Annotated in this window: 16 protein-coding genes; 11 read left to right on the top strand and 5 right to left on the bottom strand. The window is 65.0% G+C overall.

Annotated features, from left to right (window positions below; translation table 11 throughout):
• Positions 1 to 69: 69 nt before the first annotated feature.
• The gene (locus tag EPO41_RS03420; RefSeq protein WP_296320408.1) at positions 70 to 531 is read right to left on the bottom strand and encodes a MarR family transcriptional regulator; all 462 of its coding nucleotides are present in this window, start codon (positions 529 to 531) and stop codon (positions 70 to 72) included.
• Positions 532 to 612: 81 nt separating this feature from the next.
• Between EPO41_RS03420 and EPO41_RS03415 the strand changes: the two genes are divergently transcribed.
• The 6 genes from EPO41_RS03415 to EPO41_RS03390 all read left to right on the top strand — a co-directional run bounded on the left by EPO41_RS03415 (position 613) and on the right by EPO41_RS03390 (position 6317).
• Positions 613 to 1515 carry an SMP-30/gluconolactonase/LRE family protein gene (locus EPO41_RS03415; RefSeq protein ID WP_296320404.1) on the top strand — a complete coding sequence of 301 codons (903 nt, stop codon included), beginning with the start codon at positions 613 to 615 and terminating at the stop codon, positions 1513 to 1515.
• Positions 1512 to 2717 (top strand): CaiB/BaiF CoA-transferase family protein, encoded by a 1206-nt coding sequence (locus EPO41_RS03410; protein ID WP_296320401.1) that lies wholly within the window; start codon positions 1512 to 1514, stop codon positions 2715 to 2717. The genes EPO41_RS03415 and EPO41_RS03410 overlap by 4 nt, the downstream gene beginning before the upstream one ends.
• A 43-nt stretch (positions 2718 to 2760) precedes the next feature.
• Entirely contained in the window at positions 2761 to 3765 is a 1005-nt protein-coding gene (locus EPO41_RS03405) for an ABC transporter substrate-binding protein (RefSeq protein ID WP_296320400.1), read from the top strand.
• Between the two features lie 10 nt (positions 3766 to 3775).
• Entirely contained in the window at positions 3776 to 4543 is a 768-nt protein-coding gene (locus tag EPO41_RS03400) for an ABC transporter ATP-binding protein (protein WP_296320397.1), read from the top strand.
• Entirely contained in the window at positions 4540 to 5370 is an 831-nt protein-coding gene (locus EPO41_RS03395; protein ID WP_296320394.1) for an ABC transporter permease, read from the top strand. Before EPO41_RS03400 ends, EPO41_RS03395 begins: the two co-directional genes overlap by 4 nt.
• A 179-nt stretch (positions 5371 to 5549) precedes the next feature.
• The gene (locus EPO41_RS03390; protein ID WP_296320392.1) at positions 5550 to 6317 is read left to right on the top strand and encodes a hypothetical protein; all 768 of its coding nucleotides are present in this window, start codon (positions 5550 to 5552) and stop codon (positions 6315 to 6317) included.
• A gap of 4 nt (positions 6318 to 6321) precedes the next feature.
• On the opposite strand, the gene EPO41_RS03385 is transcribed toward EPO41_RS03390, so the two are convergent.
• Positions 6322 to 7056, bottom strand: a complete 735-nt coding sequence (locus EPO41_RS03385; RefSeq protein WP_296320390.1) for an SDR family oxidoreductase — start codon at positions 7054 to 7056, stop codon at positions 6322 to 6324.
• An 85-nt stretch (positions 7057 to 7141) separates the two neighbouring features.
• On the opposite strand from EPO41_RS03385, the gene EPO41_RS03380 reads away from it, so the two are divergent.
• Both EPO41_RS03380 and EPO41_RS03375 read left to right on the top strand, forming a co-directional pair.
• The gene (locus EPO41_RS03380) at positions 7142 to 7561 is read left to right on the top strand and encodes a helix-turn-helix domain-containing protein (RefSeq protein WP_296320388.1); all 420 of its coding nucleotides are present in this window, start codon (positions 7142 to 7144) and stop codon (positions 7559 to 7561) included.
• A complete protein-coding gene (locus EPO41_RS03375; RefSeq protein WP_296320385.1) occupies positions 7558 to 8640 on the top strand; it encodes a GDSL-type esterase/lipase family protein in 1083 nt (360 codons plus the stop codon). Before EPO41_RS03380 ends, EPO41_RS03375 begins: the two co-directional genes overlap by 4 nt.
• 16 nt (positions 8641 to 8656) lie before the next feature.
• Here EPO41_RS03375 and EPO41_RS03370 read toward each other — a convergent pair whose 3' ends face one another.
• Both EPO41_RS03370 and EPO41_RS03365 read right to left on the bottom strand, forming a co-directional pair.
• Positions 8657 to 10093 (bottom strand): DUF1254 domain-containing protein, encoded by a 1437-nt coding sequence (locus EPO41_RS03370; RefSeq protein WP_296320381.1) that lies wholly within the window; start codon positions 10091 to 10093, stop codon positions 8657 to 8659.
• Positions 10094 to 10110: 17 nt separating this feature from the next.
• Positions 10111 to 11004, bottom strand: a complete 894-nt coding sequence (locus EPO41_RS03365) for a hypothetical protein (RefSeq protein ID WP_296320378.1) — start codon at positions 11002 to 11004, stop codon at positions 10111 to 10113.
• Between the two features lie 110 nt (positions 11005 to 11114).
• Between EPO41_RS03365 and EPO41_RS03360 the strand changes: the two genes are divergently transcribed.
• The 3 genes from EPO41_RS03360 (at position 11115) to EPO41_RS03350 (ending at position 13829) form a co-directional block, all read left to right on the top strand.
• Entirely contained in the window at positions 11115 to 12161 is a 1047-nt protein-coding gene (locus EPO41_RS03360) for an AraC family transcriptional regulator (RefSeq protein WP_296320376.1), read from the top strand.
• A 210-nt stretch (positions 12162 to 12371) separates the two neighbouring features.
• On the top strand, positions 12372 to 12731 hold the full coding sequence (locus tag EPO41_RS03355) for a hypothetical protein (RefSeq protein ID WP_296320373.1): 360 nt from the start codon (positions 12372 to 12374) through the stop codon (positions 12729 to 12731).
• Between the two features lie 90 nt (positions 12732 to 12821).
• A complete protein-coding gene (locus tag EPO41_RS03350; RefSeq protein ID WP_296320370.1) occupies positions 12822 to 13829 on the top strand; it encodes a tripartite tricarboxylate transporter substrate binding protein in 1008 nt (335 codons plus the stop codon).
• 626 nt (positions 13830 to 14455) lie between these two features.
• Here the strand turns inward: EPO41_RS03350 and EPO41_RS03345 are convergent.
• Positions 14456 to 15949: a hypothetical protein gene (locus EPO41_RS03345; RefSeq protein WP_296320368.1), complete on the bottom strand. Its 1494-nt coding sequence runs from the start codon at positions 15947 to 15949 to the stop codon at positions 14456 to 14458.
• Positions 15950 to 16136 lie beyond the last annotated feature (187 nt).

Below are 16136 nucleotides of genomic sequence, written 5' to 3'. Positions count from 1 at the left end.
TAACGGCACGGACCCTCGACCTATCGGAGGCTCACGGTTGGAACCGAATGATTGCAGGCCGTGGCGGTACTACGACTCATCGAGCTCCTCCAGCATCCGGTCGGCTTCGACCTGTAGTCTCTCGATACTGGCGATCAGTGTCTCGGCGTCCTTCTCGGTGAGAGTACCCAGCAGACGCTTTTGCCGGCGCCGGGCGTTGGCCATGATCGCGTCGTACACTTCCTTGCCTTGCCGGGTCAGGCTGACGAGCGTGCGCCGGCCGTCCTGGCAGTCCGGCACGCGCCGCACGAAATCGCGTCGCTCCAGCTTCTGCACCGTAAGGCCCACCCAGGCCTTGTCCGTCGCCAGCGCCCGGCTGACGTCGCGCGCGCTCGTCGTCTCGAGGGCTCCGATGATCGACAGCACGCGCCATTCCGGCAGGGTCACGTCGAACTGCTCGCGGTAACGGCGGCTGCTGTAGAGGCCCAGCGTGTTCGACAATCGCAGCAGGCGGGTGGTCAGCAGGTCGGGGACGATCTTCGACTCTCGCATGCCAACGCCTTAGCACTTGACCGCATCATCGCTCAAGCCATATGGTAGTGATCACTACTAATTGGACGAGAGGAAACACCCTTGGACATCGCCTGCGTGTCCTCTGCCGCCAACGATCTGGGGGAGTCGCCCGTCTGGGACATCCGTTCGCGGCGGCTCTACTGGATCGATGCATGGCGCAGCGAGGTCCACGTCCTCGACCCGGCGACTGGCGAGACACGCTGCATCGAGTTCGCGGCGGCCTTGGCCGGTCAACCCATCGGCTCGATCGGTTGCCATGTCGCCGGGGGTATGATCGCGGGCGTCAAGGGCGGCTTCTGGCATCTCGACCTGGAACGGGGCGCGGCGCGTCGGATCGCGATGGTCGAGGGCGACCGGCCGGCCACCAACCGGCTGAACGACGGCAAGTGCGACCGCGCCGGGCGATTCTGGTGCGCCTCGGTCAACACCGATCATCGCACACCGAGCGCCGCGCTTTGGCGGCTGGGGCAGGACGGCACTCCGACGCTGATGCAGGACGGCCTGCTCGTCGGCAACGGCATCGCCTTTGGCGCCGACGATCGCACCCTGTACCTCGCCGACACCTTCACCAGGACCGTGTGGCGCTACGAGTTCGACATCGCCACCGGCGCGCTCGCCGACCGGCGGCCCTTCCTGTCGACCGCCCATATCAGCGGCTTCGTCGATGGTGCGACTGTCGACGCCGACGGTTGCTACTGGGCGGCGCTGTTCCGCGGTGGCGCCGTCGCTCAGTTCGATCCCGACGGCAGACTCGTGCGCCACATCCGCCTGCCGGTCTCCAATCCCACCATGTGTACGTTCGGCGGGCCGGACCTCGACATCCTCTACGTCACCTCGGCCCGTCGCTTCCTCGACGAAGCGGCGCTTCGCGACCAGCCGCTGGCGGGGCGTGTGTTCGCCATCGAGGGCCTCGGCGTGCGCGGACTTCCCGAACCCGAATTCGATGAGAAGGTGAGAGCATGAGTCGACTCCCGCTGTCCGGCGTGCGCGTGCTCGAATGCGCGAGCGTGATCGCCGGTCCCTACTGCTCCTATATGCTCACTCTGCTGGGTGCGGAGACGATCAAGATCGAGCGCCCGTTGCAGGGGGACTGGATGCGCAGGCAGGGCGGCGACGCGGCGCTGGTCGCCGCGGGCCTGGGCAGTACGTTCCTGTCCTGCAATGCCGGCAAGAAATCCGTGTCGCTGAACCTCAAGGACCCGCGCGGCGTGCAGATCGCGCGCGAGCTCGCCGCCGGCGTCGACGTCATGATCGAGAACTGGCGGCCTGGCACCGCCGAGCGCCTGGGCGTCGGCTTCGACGCGATCAAGGCCGTCAATCCGCGCATCGTCTACTGCTCGATCTCGGGCTTCGGCCAGGACGGACCGATGTCGCCGCGTCCGGCCTACGATCACATCATCCAGGCCGTCTCGGGCATCATGTCGGTCACCGGGACGCCGCAGACGGCGCCCAGCCGCACCGGCCCGCCGCTGGTCGACTACATGACCGGCCTGTCGGCCGCCGTGGCCGTGCTCGCGGCCCTGCGCGAGCGTGATCGCACCGGCGAGGCTCAGCACGTCGATGTCGGCATGCTCGACTGCGCCGTTGCAGGCATGGGCTCGATCGTGTCGGCCCATGTGAACGGCGGCGTGCCCGCCGCGCCGATCGGCAACGCTGCCGCCAGCGGTGCGCCCGGGTCGGGGATGTTCGCGACCCAGACTTCGCCGCTCGCCGTCGTCGCCAACACCGAAGCGCAGTACGCCGCGCTGTGCGGCGTGCTGGGGCAGCCCGAGCTGCTGACCGATCCGCGCTTCCGTGAGCCCGCGGCCCGCAAGCAGAACCAGGACGCGCTGCGCGCCCTGATCGCGGCGCGCCTCGCCGGGCGCCCGGCGATCGAATGGGAACAGCTGCTGGCCGCGGCCGGCGTGCCGTGCGGTGCGGTGCGGTCGGTGCCCGAGTTGCTGGCCGAGCAGCAGGTCGTTGCGCGCGACCTGTTCCGCCGCCTCGAGCTGCCGCAGCAGGGTCGCGACGCGGCGCTGACGACGGCCGGCTTCAAGCTCAACGGTCAGCGGGTTGCGCCCGAGCAGGCGCCTCCACTGCTGGCCGCCGACAATGAAAGCGTGCTCGCGGAGCTGGGCTACGACGCAGCGCAGCGCCGCACCCTGCGCGACGACGGTGTGTGGTGAACGGGGTGTGGTGAGAAGCACAACGATACGAGGGAGGAAACAAATGCGAAGGCACATCATGGCCGGCCTGCTGGCGGTTGGCTTGGCGGCGCCGGCGACGGCGCAGGACAAGGCGAGTGTCGGCTATTATCCCGGTGCGTTGATCTCGATGCCGGTGCTGGTCGCCAGCGAGCGGAAATTCTTCGAGAAGAACGGCTTGACGGTCGAACTCGTGCCGGTCGCGAGCGGCCCCGCCATGACGTCCGCCGTCGCCAGCGGCAGCGTGACCTTCGTCAACAATTCCTGGGACAATCTCATCCTGGCGGTCGACAAGGGCCTGCCGGTTCGTGCGGTGGCCGGCTCGACCGTGAAGGTGCCGTTTGCCCTGATCGCCCGCAAGGGCCTCCCCCTGCCGCATCTGGCGGAAGGCTATCCCGCCGACATCAAGGACCTGGTCGGGAAGAACTGGGGCGTGCTGGCTCTGGGCGTGTCCGTGCACTTCATGGCGCAGACCATCCTGACCGATGCCGGCTTCAAGGCGAGTGATGCGACGTTTCTGGCCGTCGGACTGCCCAACACCGCCCGGCCGGCCCTGCAGCGCGGCACCGTCGACACCTATCTCAGCATCGAGCCGCTGCCCTCGATCGTGGCGGCCAACAACGAAGGGACCGTCGTGGTGGATCTGGCAAAAAACCAAGGGCCCAAGGTGTTCCACGATCTTGGCTACAATGGCTGGTGGGCGTCGAGCGCCACCCTCAAGGACAAGCCTGAAGTCGTCGCGCGTTTCACCAAATCGCTTGAGGAATCCTACTGCTGGTTCAGCAGGCCCGAGAACCTCGACGAGGTCGTCACCCTGATGAAGAAATACGTGAAGGTTCCCGATCTTTCCGACGACGCCTTCAAGACGATGGTCAAGGGGTTGTTGCCAACCTTCGGCCCGGAGATCACGTCGCGCACCATCGACATCTGGTCGAAGCTGCTGGTCGACAACAAGCAGCTCGCTGCGTCCAAGACCCGGCAGGACGTGGTCGCCCCAACGGCGCGGGAAAGCTTCCGCTGCCCCGGTTAGGCATCCCGCGATGGACATGAACCCCGTCGACATCGCCGTCCACGACCTGGTCGTGAACTTCGGCCAGGTGCGCAGCGTCCTGACCGGCGTCGACCTCGCCGTGCGTCGGGGCGAGTTCGTCGCCCTGATCGGGGCCAGCGGCTGCGGGAAGACGACCTTGCTGAACGTCATCGCCGGCCTCGTGCCCGCCGCTTCCGGCACCGTGACGGTCGCGGGCTCCGGCCCGGCCGCCGGGCGCGCGGACATCTGCTATGTCCTGGCCCGTGACGCGCTGCTGCCCTGGCGCACCGTCATGGGCAATGTCGAGTATGGCCTCGAACTGTCCGGCGTGGGCCGCGAGGAGAGGGCGCGGCGGGCGGCGACCTACATAGAGAAGGTCGGCCTGAGCGCTGCGCGTGATCTCTATCCCTCCCGGCTCTCACAAGGCATGCGGCAGCGGGCGTCGCTGGCCAGGGCCTTTGCCGTCGACCGCAGCCTCTATCTCATGGACGAGCCGTTCAGTGCGCTCGATTCGCAGACCAAGCTGGTGCTGCACGACCAGCTCCTCGGCCTGTGGGAGAAGAGCGGCGCCACCGTCGTCTTCGTGACCCACGACATCGGCGAGGCGATCACGCTCGCCGACCGGGTGCTGGTGATGTCGAAGAAAGGGACGGGCGTCGTCGACGAGATCCGCGTCGATCTCGCGCGACCGCGGTCGGCCGAGGCGTTGCAGGCCGACGCCCACTATCACGATCTTTACCGCAGGACCTGGACCTCCCTGAGGGCGAGCGCGCAATGACCGACATCGCGAATTCGGAAGCAAGTCTCGGCTCGGCCGTACGCCCGGCGGGCAATCGTCCGGCCTTGATCTTCGCGGCGCGGGTGCTGTTCCTCGTGCTCATTCTCGCCGCCTGGCAGGGTGCCGTCGCGGCCGGCCTTGCCAGTGCCGCCTTCGTGTCGACGCCGATCGGCGTCGCGCAATCGCTGTGGCAGCTGTTCCGGGACGGCGAGATACTCCCCGACCTCGGCACCACCGTGCTCGAGATCGTGATCGCCTTCAGCCTGTCGGTCGTCTTCGGCATTTCCAGCGCCGTCGTGCTGGACCGCAACGACTGGCTCAACCGCATCGTCTCGCCCTTCCTGACGGCGTTCAACAGCATGCCGCGCATCGCGCTGGGGCCGCTGTTCATCCTGTGGTTCGGGATCGGCATCGCCTCGAAGGTCGTGCTGGCCTTCTCGCTTGGCTATTTCATCATGCTGCTGAGTACGCTGGGCGGCCTCAAGAACGTCGACCGCGATCTCCTGCTGATGTCGCGGCTGTTCGGGGCGTCGGAACTGCGTCTGTTCCGCCACGTCCGCTTCCCCTGGGCACTGCCCGGCATCTTTGCCGGGCTCAAGCTCACCCTGATCTACTGCAGCGCCGGCGCGGTCATCGGCGAGATGATCGCCGCCAAGAGCGGCCTTGGCGTGCTGCTGCAAAGCTACAGCGGCCGCTTCGACATTGCCGGCGTCCTGGCGCTCATCCTGATCGTCGCCCTGCTGGTGATGACTCTGACGGCCCTCATGGACATGATCGAACGCCGTCTGCTCGAATGGAGCAGGGGTAGTACCGACGTGCCTGGCTGATCGGGCCGGAACCCGGGAAGCGGGGTTCGAAAGCGCCCGGTTGATCCTTGTCCGAAGCGGGACCGTCAGCCGGCTTGGCCCGGTCCCAAATGCCCCCTTCCGTTCCGGCGGGTCGCCCGCCATAAGAAGGGGCGGGGGAGGGCCGATCGACGGCCTTCGGAGCGGACAGGGAAGTTGGGATGGCCGGGCTTTTGGGGGATTGCGGGACAGGGGTCCTGAAGCTCGTCGTTGTTGGCGCGGCAGGCGCACTTCTTTCGGCCTGCGCCGGCGACAGCACCTCCTATCAGGAGCAGGCGCTCCGCGCGTCGGAAGGCGGCGACCTCAAGGCCGCGACCAGCCTGGCGCAGAAGGAGGTCGAGAAATATTCGGCCGCCGACCAGTGCTCCTCCACCACCAACTATAATTGCGGCACCCTGGCGCTCGCCCTGAGCAGCCTGGCCGAATACCAGATCCTGAGCGGGAACCTGGCCGCCGGGGAGCGCAGCTTCGACCGCGCCAAGGGTACGCTTCAGCTCGTGCCGAAGGAGAACAAGCCCAGCGCCACCGGCATGGTCTATCGCGACGTGTCCGAGGCTTACTGGAAGGCCGGCGACAAGAAGCGCGCCATCGCCGTCTTCAAGGAGGGCACGACCCGCGGCGCCGACGAGTGGCTCTACACCACCTCCGCTGCCAAGGCCGTCGCCCGGCAGGAGGGCCGGCCCGCGGTTCCGAACGCGGCAACGGCGGCTCCCGGAGCGCCCACGGCCCTGGGCGCGCCGGTTCCCCTGGCACCCGGCACCACGCCGGTGTCGGCGACCGAGTCCGACACCATGGTGAAGCCCAGCATGGTCAACGATCCGGCCATCAACGATCCGATGCGTGGACTGCCGCCCAGTTCGGCCGACCCGGCGCCCGCACCGCTGGCGCCGAGTCCGCTCACGCCGACCCCGCTGCAGAGGTCGCGCTAGCCCTTCAGATCTGCGCCAGTCCGCCGTCGACGAAGACCTCGCCGCCGGTCATGAAGCTCGAGTCGGAAGAGGCGAGGAAGGCCGCCACCGCGCCGGTCTCGGACGGCTCGCCGATGCGGCCGAGCGGTGTCGAGGCGCCGATCGCCTCGAAGGCTTCCTTGCCCACCACCTCGAGCGCCAGGTCCGTCCGGGTCGGTCCCGGCGAGAGGACGTTCACGCGGATGCCGGTGCCCTTCAGGTCGAGCGCCCAGCTGCGCGCGAGGTTGCGCACGGCGGCCTTGGTGGCGCTGTAGATGCTGAACTGCGGCGTGCCCATCTCGCCGGTGGTCGAGCCGGTCAGGATGATCGACCCGCCGGCCTTCATCAGCGGCAGGCCCTTCTGCACCGAGAAGATCAGCCCCTTCACGTTGACGTCGAAGATCTGGTCGTACTGTTCGGGCGTGATCGCGCCCAGCGGGGCGAAGGCGCCGGTACCGGCATTGGCGAACAGGATGTCGAGTCCGCCGCGCTCGGTCTTCACCGTCTCGTACAGCCGGTCGAGGTCGGCCAGGTCAGTCACCGACCCACGCACGGCGCGCGCCGAATTGCCGAGCTTCGCCAGGGCCGCGTCGAGCGGTTCCTGCCGCCGGCCGAAGAGGTAGACGAAGGCGCCCTCGTCGACGAAGCGCTGCGCCGCGCCCAGCCCGATGCCGGTGCCGCCGCCGGTGATTACCGCTGTCTTGCCCTTGAGTCTGTTCATGATGTGCTCCTGCATTTGAGGTTGCACAGAGCTGGAGGCGTACCCACCTAAGGACAAGTATGCACCTTTTGGTAAGTGCCTAAAAATGTCAGACACCTGTACCCCGACCCTGCCGGGCTTCACCTGCGGCCTCGACGCGACGCTGCGGGTCATCGCCGGGAAGTGGAAGCCGCTGATCCTCTACTTCCTGGCCCAGGGCGGTCCGACCCGCTACGGCGAGCTGCGCCGCGCCATGCGCGACGTGAGCGACAAGATGCTGATCCAGCAGCTGAAGGAGCTGACGGCCGACGGCCTCGTGCAGCGCACCGACTACAAGGAGGTCCCGCCGCGGGTCGACTACGCCCTGACCCCGCTGGGCGAGAGCCTCGCTCAGGCCCTGGTGCCGCTCTGCACCTGGGGCACCGAGAACCTCGCCGAGGTCACGAGGGTCTTCGCGCAGCGCGAGAGGACGAACGGCGCCAGCCAACCCGGCGCGAAGGCGGAACCTTCGCCGAGTGCTCAGTGACCAACCCCGCGCCCGGCCGGTCTTCCTCAGTGTTGGGCGGGCTGGCTCTCGGCGCCGCGACGGTGGTGTTCTGTCTCTTGGCGGGTGAGGTCGCGACGCGCCTGTGGGATCCGGACGTCTCCCTGTGGCACTGGCCCAACTCCTTGGTCGAGGCCTCGGAGCCGGCGCCAGGGGAGACGCAGTTCGCCTACGATTCGATCCTGGGATGGGCGCCGGTCGCCGGTTCCTCGGGAAAGATGCTGGGCAAGTTCCTCACCTTCACCGACGAGGGCACGCGCGCGCAGAACCGCGAAGCGCCCCGGGCGATCGGTCCGTCGATCATGACGTTCGGCGATTCCATGACCGAGGGTTATGCCGTGGGCGACAACGAGACTTGGCCTGCCGAACTGGAACGCATCACCGGCCGGCCCGTGCTCAATGCCGGCGTGCGCGGCTATGGCCTCGACCAGATGGTGCTGCGGGCCGAGCGCCTCGTTCCCGAGTTCAGGCCGGCGACGGTCGTCCTGGCCTTCATCGCCGACGATATTTCGCGCACCGCCCTCTCTGTCCGCGACTCCCGGGGCAAGCCCTATTTCGTTCCGGACGCGCAAGGAGGACTCGCGCTGCACAACGTGCCGGTACCGGGGGTGAACTTCCCGCCGCCGGTCGTGCTGGCGCGGGGGCTGCTGGGCCATTCGCACCTGTTCGACCTGATCGTGACGCGCCTCGGCCTGCGGGCCTACTGGTCGGGCCGCGAGATCGGAACGGGCGTCGATCCCTTCGTCGTATCCTGCCGGCTGATGGACCGTTTGGCGTCCCTGGCGAAGCGCGAGGGTGCCGCCGCCCTAGTGGTGGCCTTGCCGGAGCAGGGTGTGTTCTTCGACGCGAAGGCGGCCGCCGGCCAGCGCGAAGCGCTGACACGGGTACTCGACTGCGCGGCGCGGGCGGGCCTCGATACCCTCGACACGACTCCTGCCTTCGCGCAGGAGAATGTCGGCCGCGATATCGACGCCTACTACACGATGCTGCACTTCACCTTCCGTGGCGCCGCCCTCGCCGCACGCGAGATCGCTGCGACGCTCGGCGGCGCCCCGAAGTGATCGCGAAGGGGAGCTTCTACCCGACTTTCTTCGCCGGCGGCGGGGACCAGGTGCCGTTGATGATCGACGGCGGCGTCTCGGTGGGCCAGTAGAGGCGCAGCATCAGCTGGAACTTGCCCTTGGGCGCGGGCAGCCAGTTCGACTCCTTGTCGGCACCGGGCGATTCGTTCTGGATGTAGAGATCGGTCGAGCCGTCGGCGTTGGCCTTCAGCTTCTGCCGCGCGCTGATCGAGTAGCGGTTGATCGGGTTGGCGACGAAGAAGAAGTCGGCGTCGTACATGGTGAGCGACCAGAAGCCCTTGACCGGCGGCAGCTGGCCCTTGGGGAAGCGCATCACGTACTTGTTCGCGCCGTCATAGTCGCGCCCGTCGGCGTCCTTCATCGACATCGGATAGATCGCGTCCTGCGGCCGGTTGGCCCCCAGTCCGATCGCCGTGACCAGCGCGCGGTTGAGATAGTCGGTGCCGTAGATCCCGGTGACGGTGTCGTAGAGCCAGCCGTTCACGTTCTTCACCGGCTTGCCGACCTTGAGCTGCAGCATGATGCGGTCGAAGGCGATGTGCGGGATGCGCGCCACGAAGTCGGCGTTGAGCTTCGTCCTGTCGAAATCCTGGCCGGGCACCAGGCCGATGCGGGCGAAGCGCGCGACGGCCGCGGCGTCGGCGGCGACCGGCGGATTGGTCTTCATCAGCTCGGCCAGCAGCGTGAAGTAGGAGACGGCGTCGAGCGCGTTCACCTGCTCGCGCACCGCCGTCTTCATGTCGACCTTGGGATCCACGATGCCGGCCGGCGGCGTGTAGTCCTTGCCCCAGGCGCTGAGCGGCACCAGCTTGCACTGGTCCTGGAGCGCATGGACGGCGGCGTAGTCCTCCGGCGTGCCGGTGCAGTAGATGCGGCCCAGCATCCAGACCAGGCTGGTCGGCGACTTGTATTCCTTCACGCCGGCGGGGAGCGTGCCCTTCCAGCCCGGTCCGGTGATGGCGTAGGTCTGCGCGCCGGTGCCGGTGGTGCGCGACCCGGGCACCTGGAAGACGCTCGTCCAGCCGTCGAGCATCGGGAACAGGTAATAGCGGCCCTTCATGTCGGGCAGGCTGAGGATCCACGGCTCCTTGCCGACATCGGCCCAGGCGATGGTGTAGAGCGTGTCGGCGTTGGGCGCGGTGACGTCGCGGAAGGCGGCGCTGGGATATTCACGGATGCGTGCGAACTGGCCCATCGGCGCGCGCGTGCCGGCGGGGGCCGCGACGTTGGTCATGATCCGCCGCGTCATCTCCATGGTGACCAGCGGGTAGCCATAGACATAGGCGTCGGTCCCCAGCCAGAACTCCTCCAGCCCGCCGAGGATCGGCACGCCTTCCTGGGCCTGTGCGCCCGCAGTGGGAAGAAGGCCGCCGAGGGCCGAGAGCGTGCCGGCGAGACCGCCCAGCGTGGCGTTGCGACGATTGATGGCCATGATCGAACCTCTCTCTTTCAGAACCGGAAACTCACGCCCAGGACCGGGCCGTAGAAGACCTCGTTGAGGCCGAAGGCGGTGGCGCCGCTGCCGCTGTTGTAGTTGACGCCGAGCGCACGGAAGCCCGCGAGGGCCGCGATCTGGTAGCCGCTCAGCTGCCAGTCGTAGGAATAGACGGCGATCGCCTGCCAGCTCAGCGAGTTTTGCAGGTTGAAGCCGCCGATGTCGCCGCGCACCGTGATCGTCTGGTTGGGCGCGAGCTGGTGGCGCAGGCGCAGGCCGACCAGCGGATCGACCCAGGCCGTGGTGCCGCTGTCGGCCAGCGCGAAGCCGCCGCTGCGGCTCAGGTTGAAGCGCGTCGTGTCGGCGTTGAGCAGCGCGTCGAAGGTGCCTACCAGGTTGACGTTCCAGTAGCGGAAGCCGCCGACGGCTTCGAGCGTCGTCGAGCCGCTGCCGTCGTCGCCCCAGCGCGCCAGCCGGTAGACGCCGCCCAGCTCGGCGATGAACATCTGCATCGTGAGCGCCGCGTTGGCCGTCGCGCTGAGCTTCAGGCCGGCGACCGGGTTGCGATAGGCGGCCTGGCTGGTGGTGAAGCCCATCCTGGTGAAGACGAGATCGGCATAGACGCCGACCGGTCCCCTGTCGGCTTCGAGATAGCCCATGAAGCCGATCAGCGAATCGCTCTTCTGCAAGAGGTCGATGAAGCTCGCATTGGTGTCGACCGTCTGGCCGTGCGAGGTGGTGCTGCCGCTCACGCTCATCAGCCAGCCATAGCTGGCGACCTGGAAGCGCCAGGCGTCGGGATCGGCTGCCACGGCGGTGTTGGCGGCCGCCGGCTCGGCCATCGCCACGCCCGTGCAGGCGAGGACACCCCCGACGACGAGCACAGCAGCCGCCAACTTCCGATTCACGAGGGCTTCTCCGGCCATTTCGAGGGGGACTATTTCTCCCCGGCGGTGTGCCAAAGCGCCTTGCCGGAGGCCATGACAGTTTGCGCCAAAAGTGCAATCTTCCGCGCAACGTGACTGTCCTCGCGACCTCCGATGAACTCGGCCCGCCCGCCCGCCGCAGCGACTCTGCAGCTCGCACCATGCGTGTCGGGCCGATGTTCGGTCTGGAAGCGCTGCTGGGGCGGTTCGGGGTCCCGCTGGCGCCGCTGATCGGCGAGGCCGGCCTGCCGCCTGACTGCTTCGGCCATCCCGACAATCGCTGGCCCGTCGACCGGCTGCTCGATCTCGTGGCGCGCTGCGGCGAGGCCGCGAACTGTCCGCATCTCGGGCTGCTGCTCGCCCAGCCGGTGGGACCCGCCGCTCTCGGCGCACCGCTCGCCCGCCTGCTGGGCGGCGCCCTCACGGTCGAGCGGGCGCTGCGCGGCCTCACGATGAACCTGCACCTGAACGGCGAGGCGCTGGTGCCGGCCCTCTCGGTCGGTCCCGACGGCGCCTGCTTCAGCATCACGCCCTATGCCTGGCACCGGCGCGGCACCTTGCATCTCGAGGACTTCTCGCTGGCGGCGGCGATCAACATCCTGCGCTTTCTGGGCGGTCCCCAATGGACGCCGCTGCGCGTGACCTTCGCCCATCGCGAGCTGGCCGACCGCCGGCCCTACGATGACTTCTTCAAGGCACCGCTCGTCTTCGATGCGCCGCAGAGCGCCGTGTACTTCGATCCGTGCTGGTTGCCGCGGCGCCCCGTGTCGACGCCGCCGGGACCGGCCGGGCCGCCATCGCCGCCCGCGGCCGGCGAGGACCTCGACATTGCCGTCCGGGCCCGCCGGGCCGTCATCGGCGCAATGGCGCAGGGCATCGTCGGCGTCGACGCCGTCTCTTCCGCCACCGGCCTCAGCCGGAGGACGCTGAATCGCCGCCTGGCCGAACGCGGCACCTCCATCCGCGACCTGATCGCGGAGGTCCGCCTCCAGGTCGCACAGCAGTTGTTGCGCGACACCGATCTCACCGTCGCCGACATCGCCGTCACCACCTGCTATTCCGACGTCGCCGCCTTCTCGCGGGCGTTCAGCGTACGGGCCGGGCAATCGCCGGCGGCGTGGCGCAGCGCCCGAGCCTAGACCCCTTCCGCTTCGAGTTGAACCAAACCCCTCATCTCGAGGAGGCGCGCCGGCGAACACCGACCGGCCGTCTCGGGCTGACTCGCGCGGTCGGCAACTTCCATCGGGGCCGCGCGTTATACGTCGCAAGAAATGGCCAATTCCGCCTTGGTTTGGCCCGCAGCGCTTCCGATGATGATCGTGTGCCCCATCCGGGCTGGAGGGTGAGAGATGCTGACGACCTTTGCGAGGCTTGTGCTTGTTGCGGGCATCGGCATGGGGGCGGCCGCCTGCCAGGGCGATAGCTACGGCCAGCCGACCGGCTACCAGCCCGCGTACAACAACGGCTATTACGCGCCGCCGCCGCCGCGCTATGCCTATTCGCAGCCCGCGCCGGCCTATTACGGCAATCAGGGCTACGCCTATAACAACGGCTACAATAACGGCTACTACAATCAGGGTCCGCGGATGACGACCGTGACCGTCACCAACCGCGGCCAGAACGGCTACGCCGACCAGGTCGTCCAGCAGCAGGTGGCCTGCGGCACCCAGTATTACGACGGCTACCGCCAGCGCTACGCACGCTGCTGATCCGGGCGGCGGAACGCTGTCGCACACGCCGCACCAACGCCGCCGCATGGGCTGATAAGAACCTCCGGGGAAGGTCTCCGGGGGTTTTTCATGCGTAGAAGGAATTTCGTCGCGCTCGGTATTTCGTTCGCCGCCGCACCGCTCGTCGGCACGGCCACGGGCACGGCCAGCGCCCCGGCCCAGACCCAGACCCAGACACCGGATTTCCCCAGCAAGCCCATCACCATCCTCGTGGGCTATGCCGCCGGCGGGAACATCGACGTGACGGCGCGCACCGTGGCCCAGGCGATGTCGAAGGTGTTGGGCCAGCCGGTCGTCATCGACAACCGGCCGGGCGCCGCGGGCCTGATCGCCCAGACCGCCGTCGCTAAGGCCAGGCCCGACGGCTACACCCTGGTGCTGGCCGGCACGACCGGCTTCGTGCTGGCGCCGCGCCTGGTGCCGACGCCGCCCTATAAGGTGGAGGAGTTCGCGGGCATCGGCTCGACCTCCGAGACGCCGCTGGTGCTCGAGGTGCCGGCCAACAGCCGCTTCAAGACCTTTGCCGAGTTCGCGGACTACGCCGAGGCGAACCCCGAGGCGGTGCGCATCGGCCATGCCGGCAACGGCACGACCAACCATGTCGCGATCCTGCGGATGCAGCAGATGCTGGGCACGAAGTTCACCGCGGTGCCCTACAAGGGCTCGTCGCCGGCCATCACCGACCTACTCGGCGGCAACATCGACGCCGTCGTCGACCAGATCCCCAGCTCGATCGGCCAGCTCCGCTTGGGCGCCTTCAAGCCGCTGGCGGTGACCAGCCTGAAGCGCGCCACCGACCTGCCCGACACGCCAACCCTCGACGAGCTCGGCCTCAAGGGCTTCGAGATCGTCACCGGCTCCGGCCTGCTCGCGCCCGCCAAGACGCCGCCCGCGACGGTGAAGGTGCTGGGCGACGCGCTGCAGAAGGTGCTCGACGATCCGGAGGTCCAGGCCAAGCTGCGCGGCCTCGGCACCGAGGGCCGCAAGATGACTCCCGAGCAATACGACGCGCTCCTGAAGAAGGAGGATGCGGCGGCCGCGCAGATGATCAAGGATGGGTTGCTGAAGGCGGAGTAGGGGCGAAAGGCCCGATGGCGGGAGGTGCGGAGTGTACCGGCAAGCATTGTAGAACGGCTCGTCGAAGCAGTGCTACAGATAGGATCGTAGCTATCATGCGAGCGGACCTTGGCAATCTTCCGATCCTGAGGGGTGAGTGCGACCCTATTGCCGGCCCCACACAAGCAGCTTCACTCTGAGTGTGCCTCTCCAGCAGCGATGATGTGTTGGGGCATACGCTTAGAACGACCTTTGCCAGCGCCGTCACGACGCTCCCGAGTGGGCGAGTAGATCGAAGTTGCTCCTGTCTTGCAATGCGTTCCAGACTCCTTTCTAATCCGTTCTTAAGAAGTATCTAACCTCAGGTTGTTATATGAGTATCGAGGCTACAATTCGGGGCGCGAAGGATGAATTGGAAGCCTTTCGCAAATTTTTGGTGGATGATCGCGCGGATGCGGTCTTCGTCAATGAGGACAGGACGGATCACATGAACGCAGTTCGACCGTTAGGGATGACAGCGTTCGAGTATCTCGTAGTTGCTTTTTCTGCTCATATTTCAGCTAGCGTAGCTCACGATATGATCCATGCTGCTTTAAGTCGATTTAGAGAACATCGTAAGCAGACATCCAAAATTGAGGTGACTTCGGTCACTGCCGACGAGTCAGACGAGTAATTTGCTTTTTGACAAACTGGGTTAAGCCCGGAATATTTTTCTCTAGGTCATAGTGGCCACCTATAAGGCATTGGATCGGAGCGAAGCCAATAACTAAATCTTTCATTGCATTGTAATACATTATTTCTGTGACCTTTTTGATTAAGATCTCTTGGCTTGGGAAGCATTGTTCGGAGAAGGTATATTCTTCTTCTTGATCATACTTGTAGATAGCTAGTGGCGGTCTGCTTGCCAAAAAATTCTCAGAAAGAATGATTTCGGTGACAGATTCTGCTGTTGGATTCGCTGAGAAAAGTTGATCCTTGTAAGATAGCAAGAGTTCAATGCCAGCGTAGCCTAAGCGTCCTTTGTACTGTTCCTTAAGTTGCAATCCAGATAATTCTTGAAGCTCGACGCAATTAAAGCTTGCGCGTGAACGCCAGGTGCGAACGCGCGATTTAATTTCGTCTATTCCAAGGGTTTTGGGGCTGCCGATAGTGTCCCAGACGACACGAGCATGCTTATTCAAAGTCGCAAATCGCGATGGAGGATTAAGTTTGGTTATACCTTCCGAAAACATCTCTTTCACGAAAGGTGCATTGCGAGGATTAAGAGCCAGCTCGCACATGATCGCTAAATCCAAAAGAATGAGCGGCTCTTCGAGTATGTCGACGCCAACTAAGGTAATAAAATTCTTCTCAACCCATTGAAAAAAATATTTGTATTCAGAATTCAATATTTCTTGGTACCGCTTCAACCATTCCCAGTTTAACCCTAAGCGCTTCATGTGAAGCATTTCGATGGCGCATGCCCAAGCCTCGTACAACAACCGGGATGAAAGTACTTTTTGTTCCGCTGACCCAGGCCACCATATCTGCTGGCTCTTAATATACGACTCAAATGCTTGGGCATTGTAGTCATCGAAGGTGTAGTCTTCAGATGGATCGAAAAAGGCTGGCGCCCACCGGTGTTGCGCAAATACAAGCTGCTTCGCTTGACTCAGTAGAAGCGCTACAAATGGGTCTTCGTAACGAGGGTCATAGCGCTTTGCCAATTTGGCCACAGCAATCGGATCGTGGCGAAATCTATCAGCGAGAAAATTCGAATACCAAATATCTATAAACGCTTGAAGGCTTAGTCCATCTTTTGATCTAACGGTGTTGCGATAAAAATCTGGACTTGATCGGTGCCTGTACAAGCCGAACCAAGACTTGTGCCCGGGATACAAATCAAAATCTATTGAAGCGCTTTTTATGAACGTTTCGACGTTTTGATCTCGCGTCGCTTTCGCAATTACGTCGTGAATGCCCGTTGAAGTACAACTATGTTGAATGACATGAACGCATTCATGTAATAGGGAGAAGATTGTTGGAGAATCTTCTTTCTTGAGAGCTGGATGGAGAACGTGAAAGGTTTCTGGATCGTATGAGGCGTTTGCCGTATCGTGACCGATTGGCAAGAGAAGAGACGCAAGATCTTCATTCAGCATAGAAACTAGCTCCTAGTGACTAATATCAACCTGATCTGCCTCATTTTCCTATATTGGTGGGTTTTGCGTTTGATCTGCAACCTCATTCAATTTTTGGAACAAGGAAGTTTTTTGAAGCTTCCGCTCAGTTAGTCTCGCTGTTCGAGTATTGATTGACTAGGTTGGTGACGAGTTATCTCTTGGGCGA

This window comes from Reyranella sp. (genome assembly GCF_004297265.1).
GTDB lineage: Bacteria > Pseudomonadota > Alphaproteobacteria > Reyranellales > Reyranellaceae > Reyranella.
The sequence above is the reverse complement of the archived record's forward strand: the minus strand, read 5'-3'. Positions and strand labels throughout refer to the sequence as shown.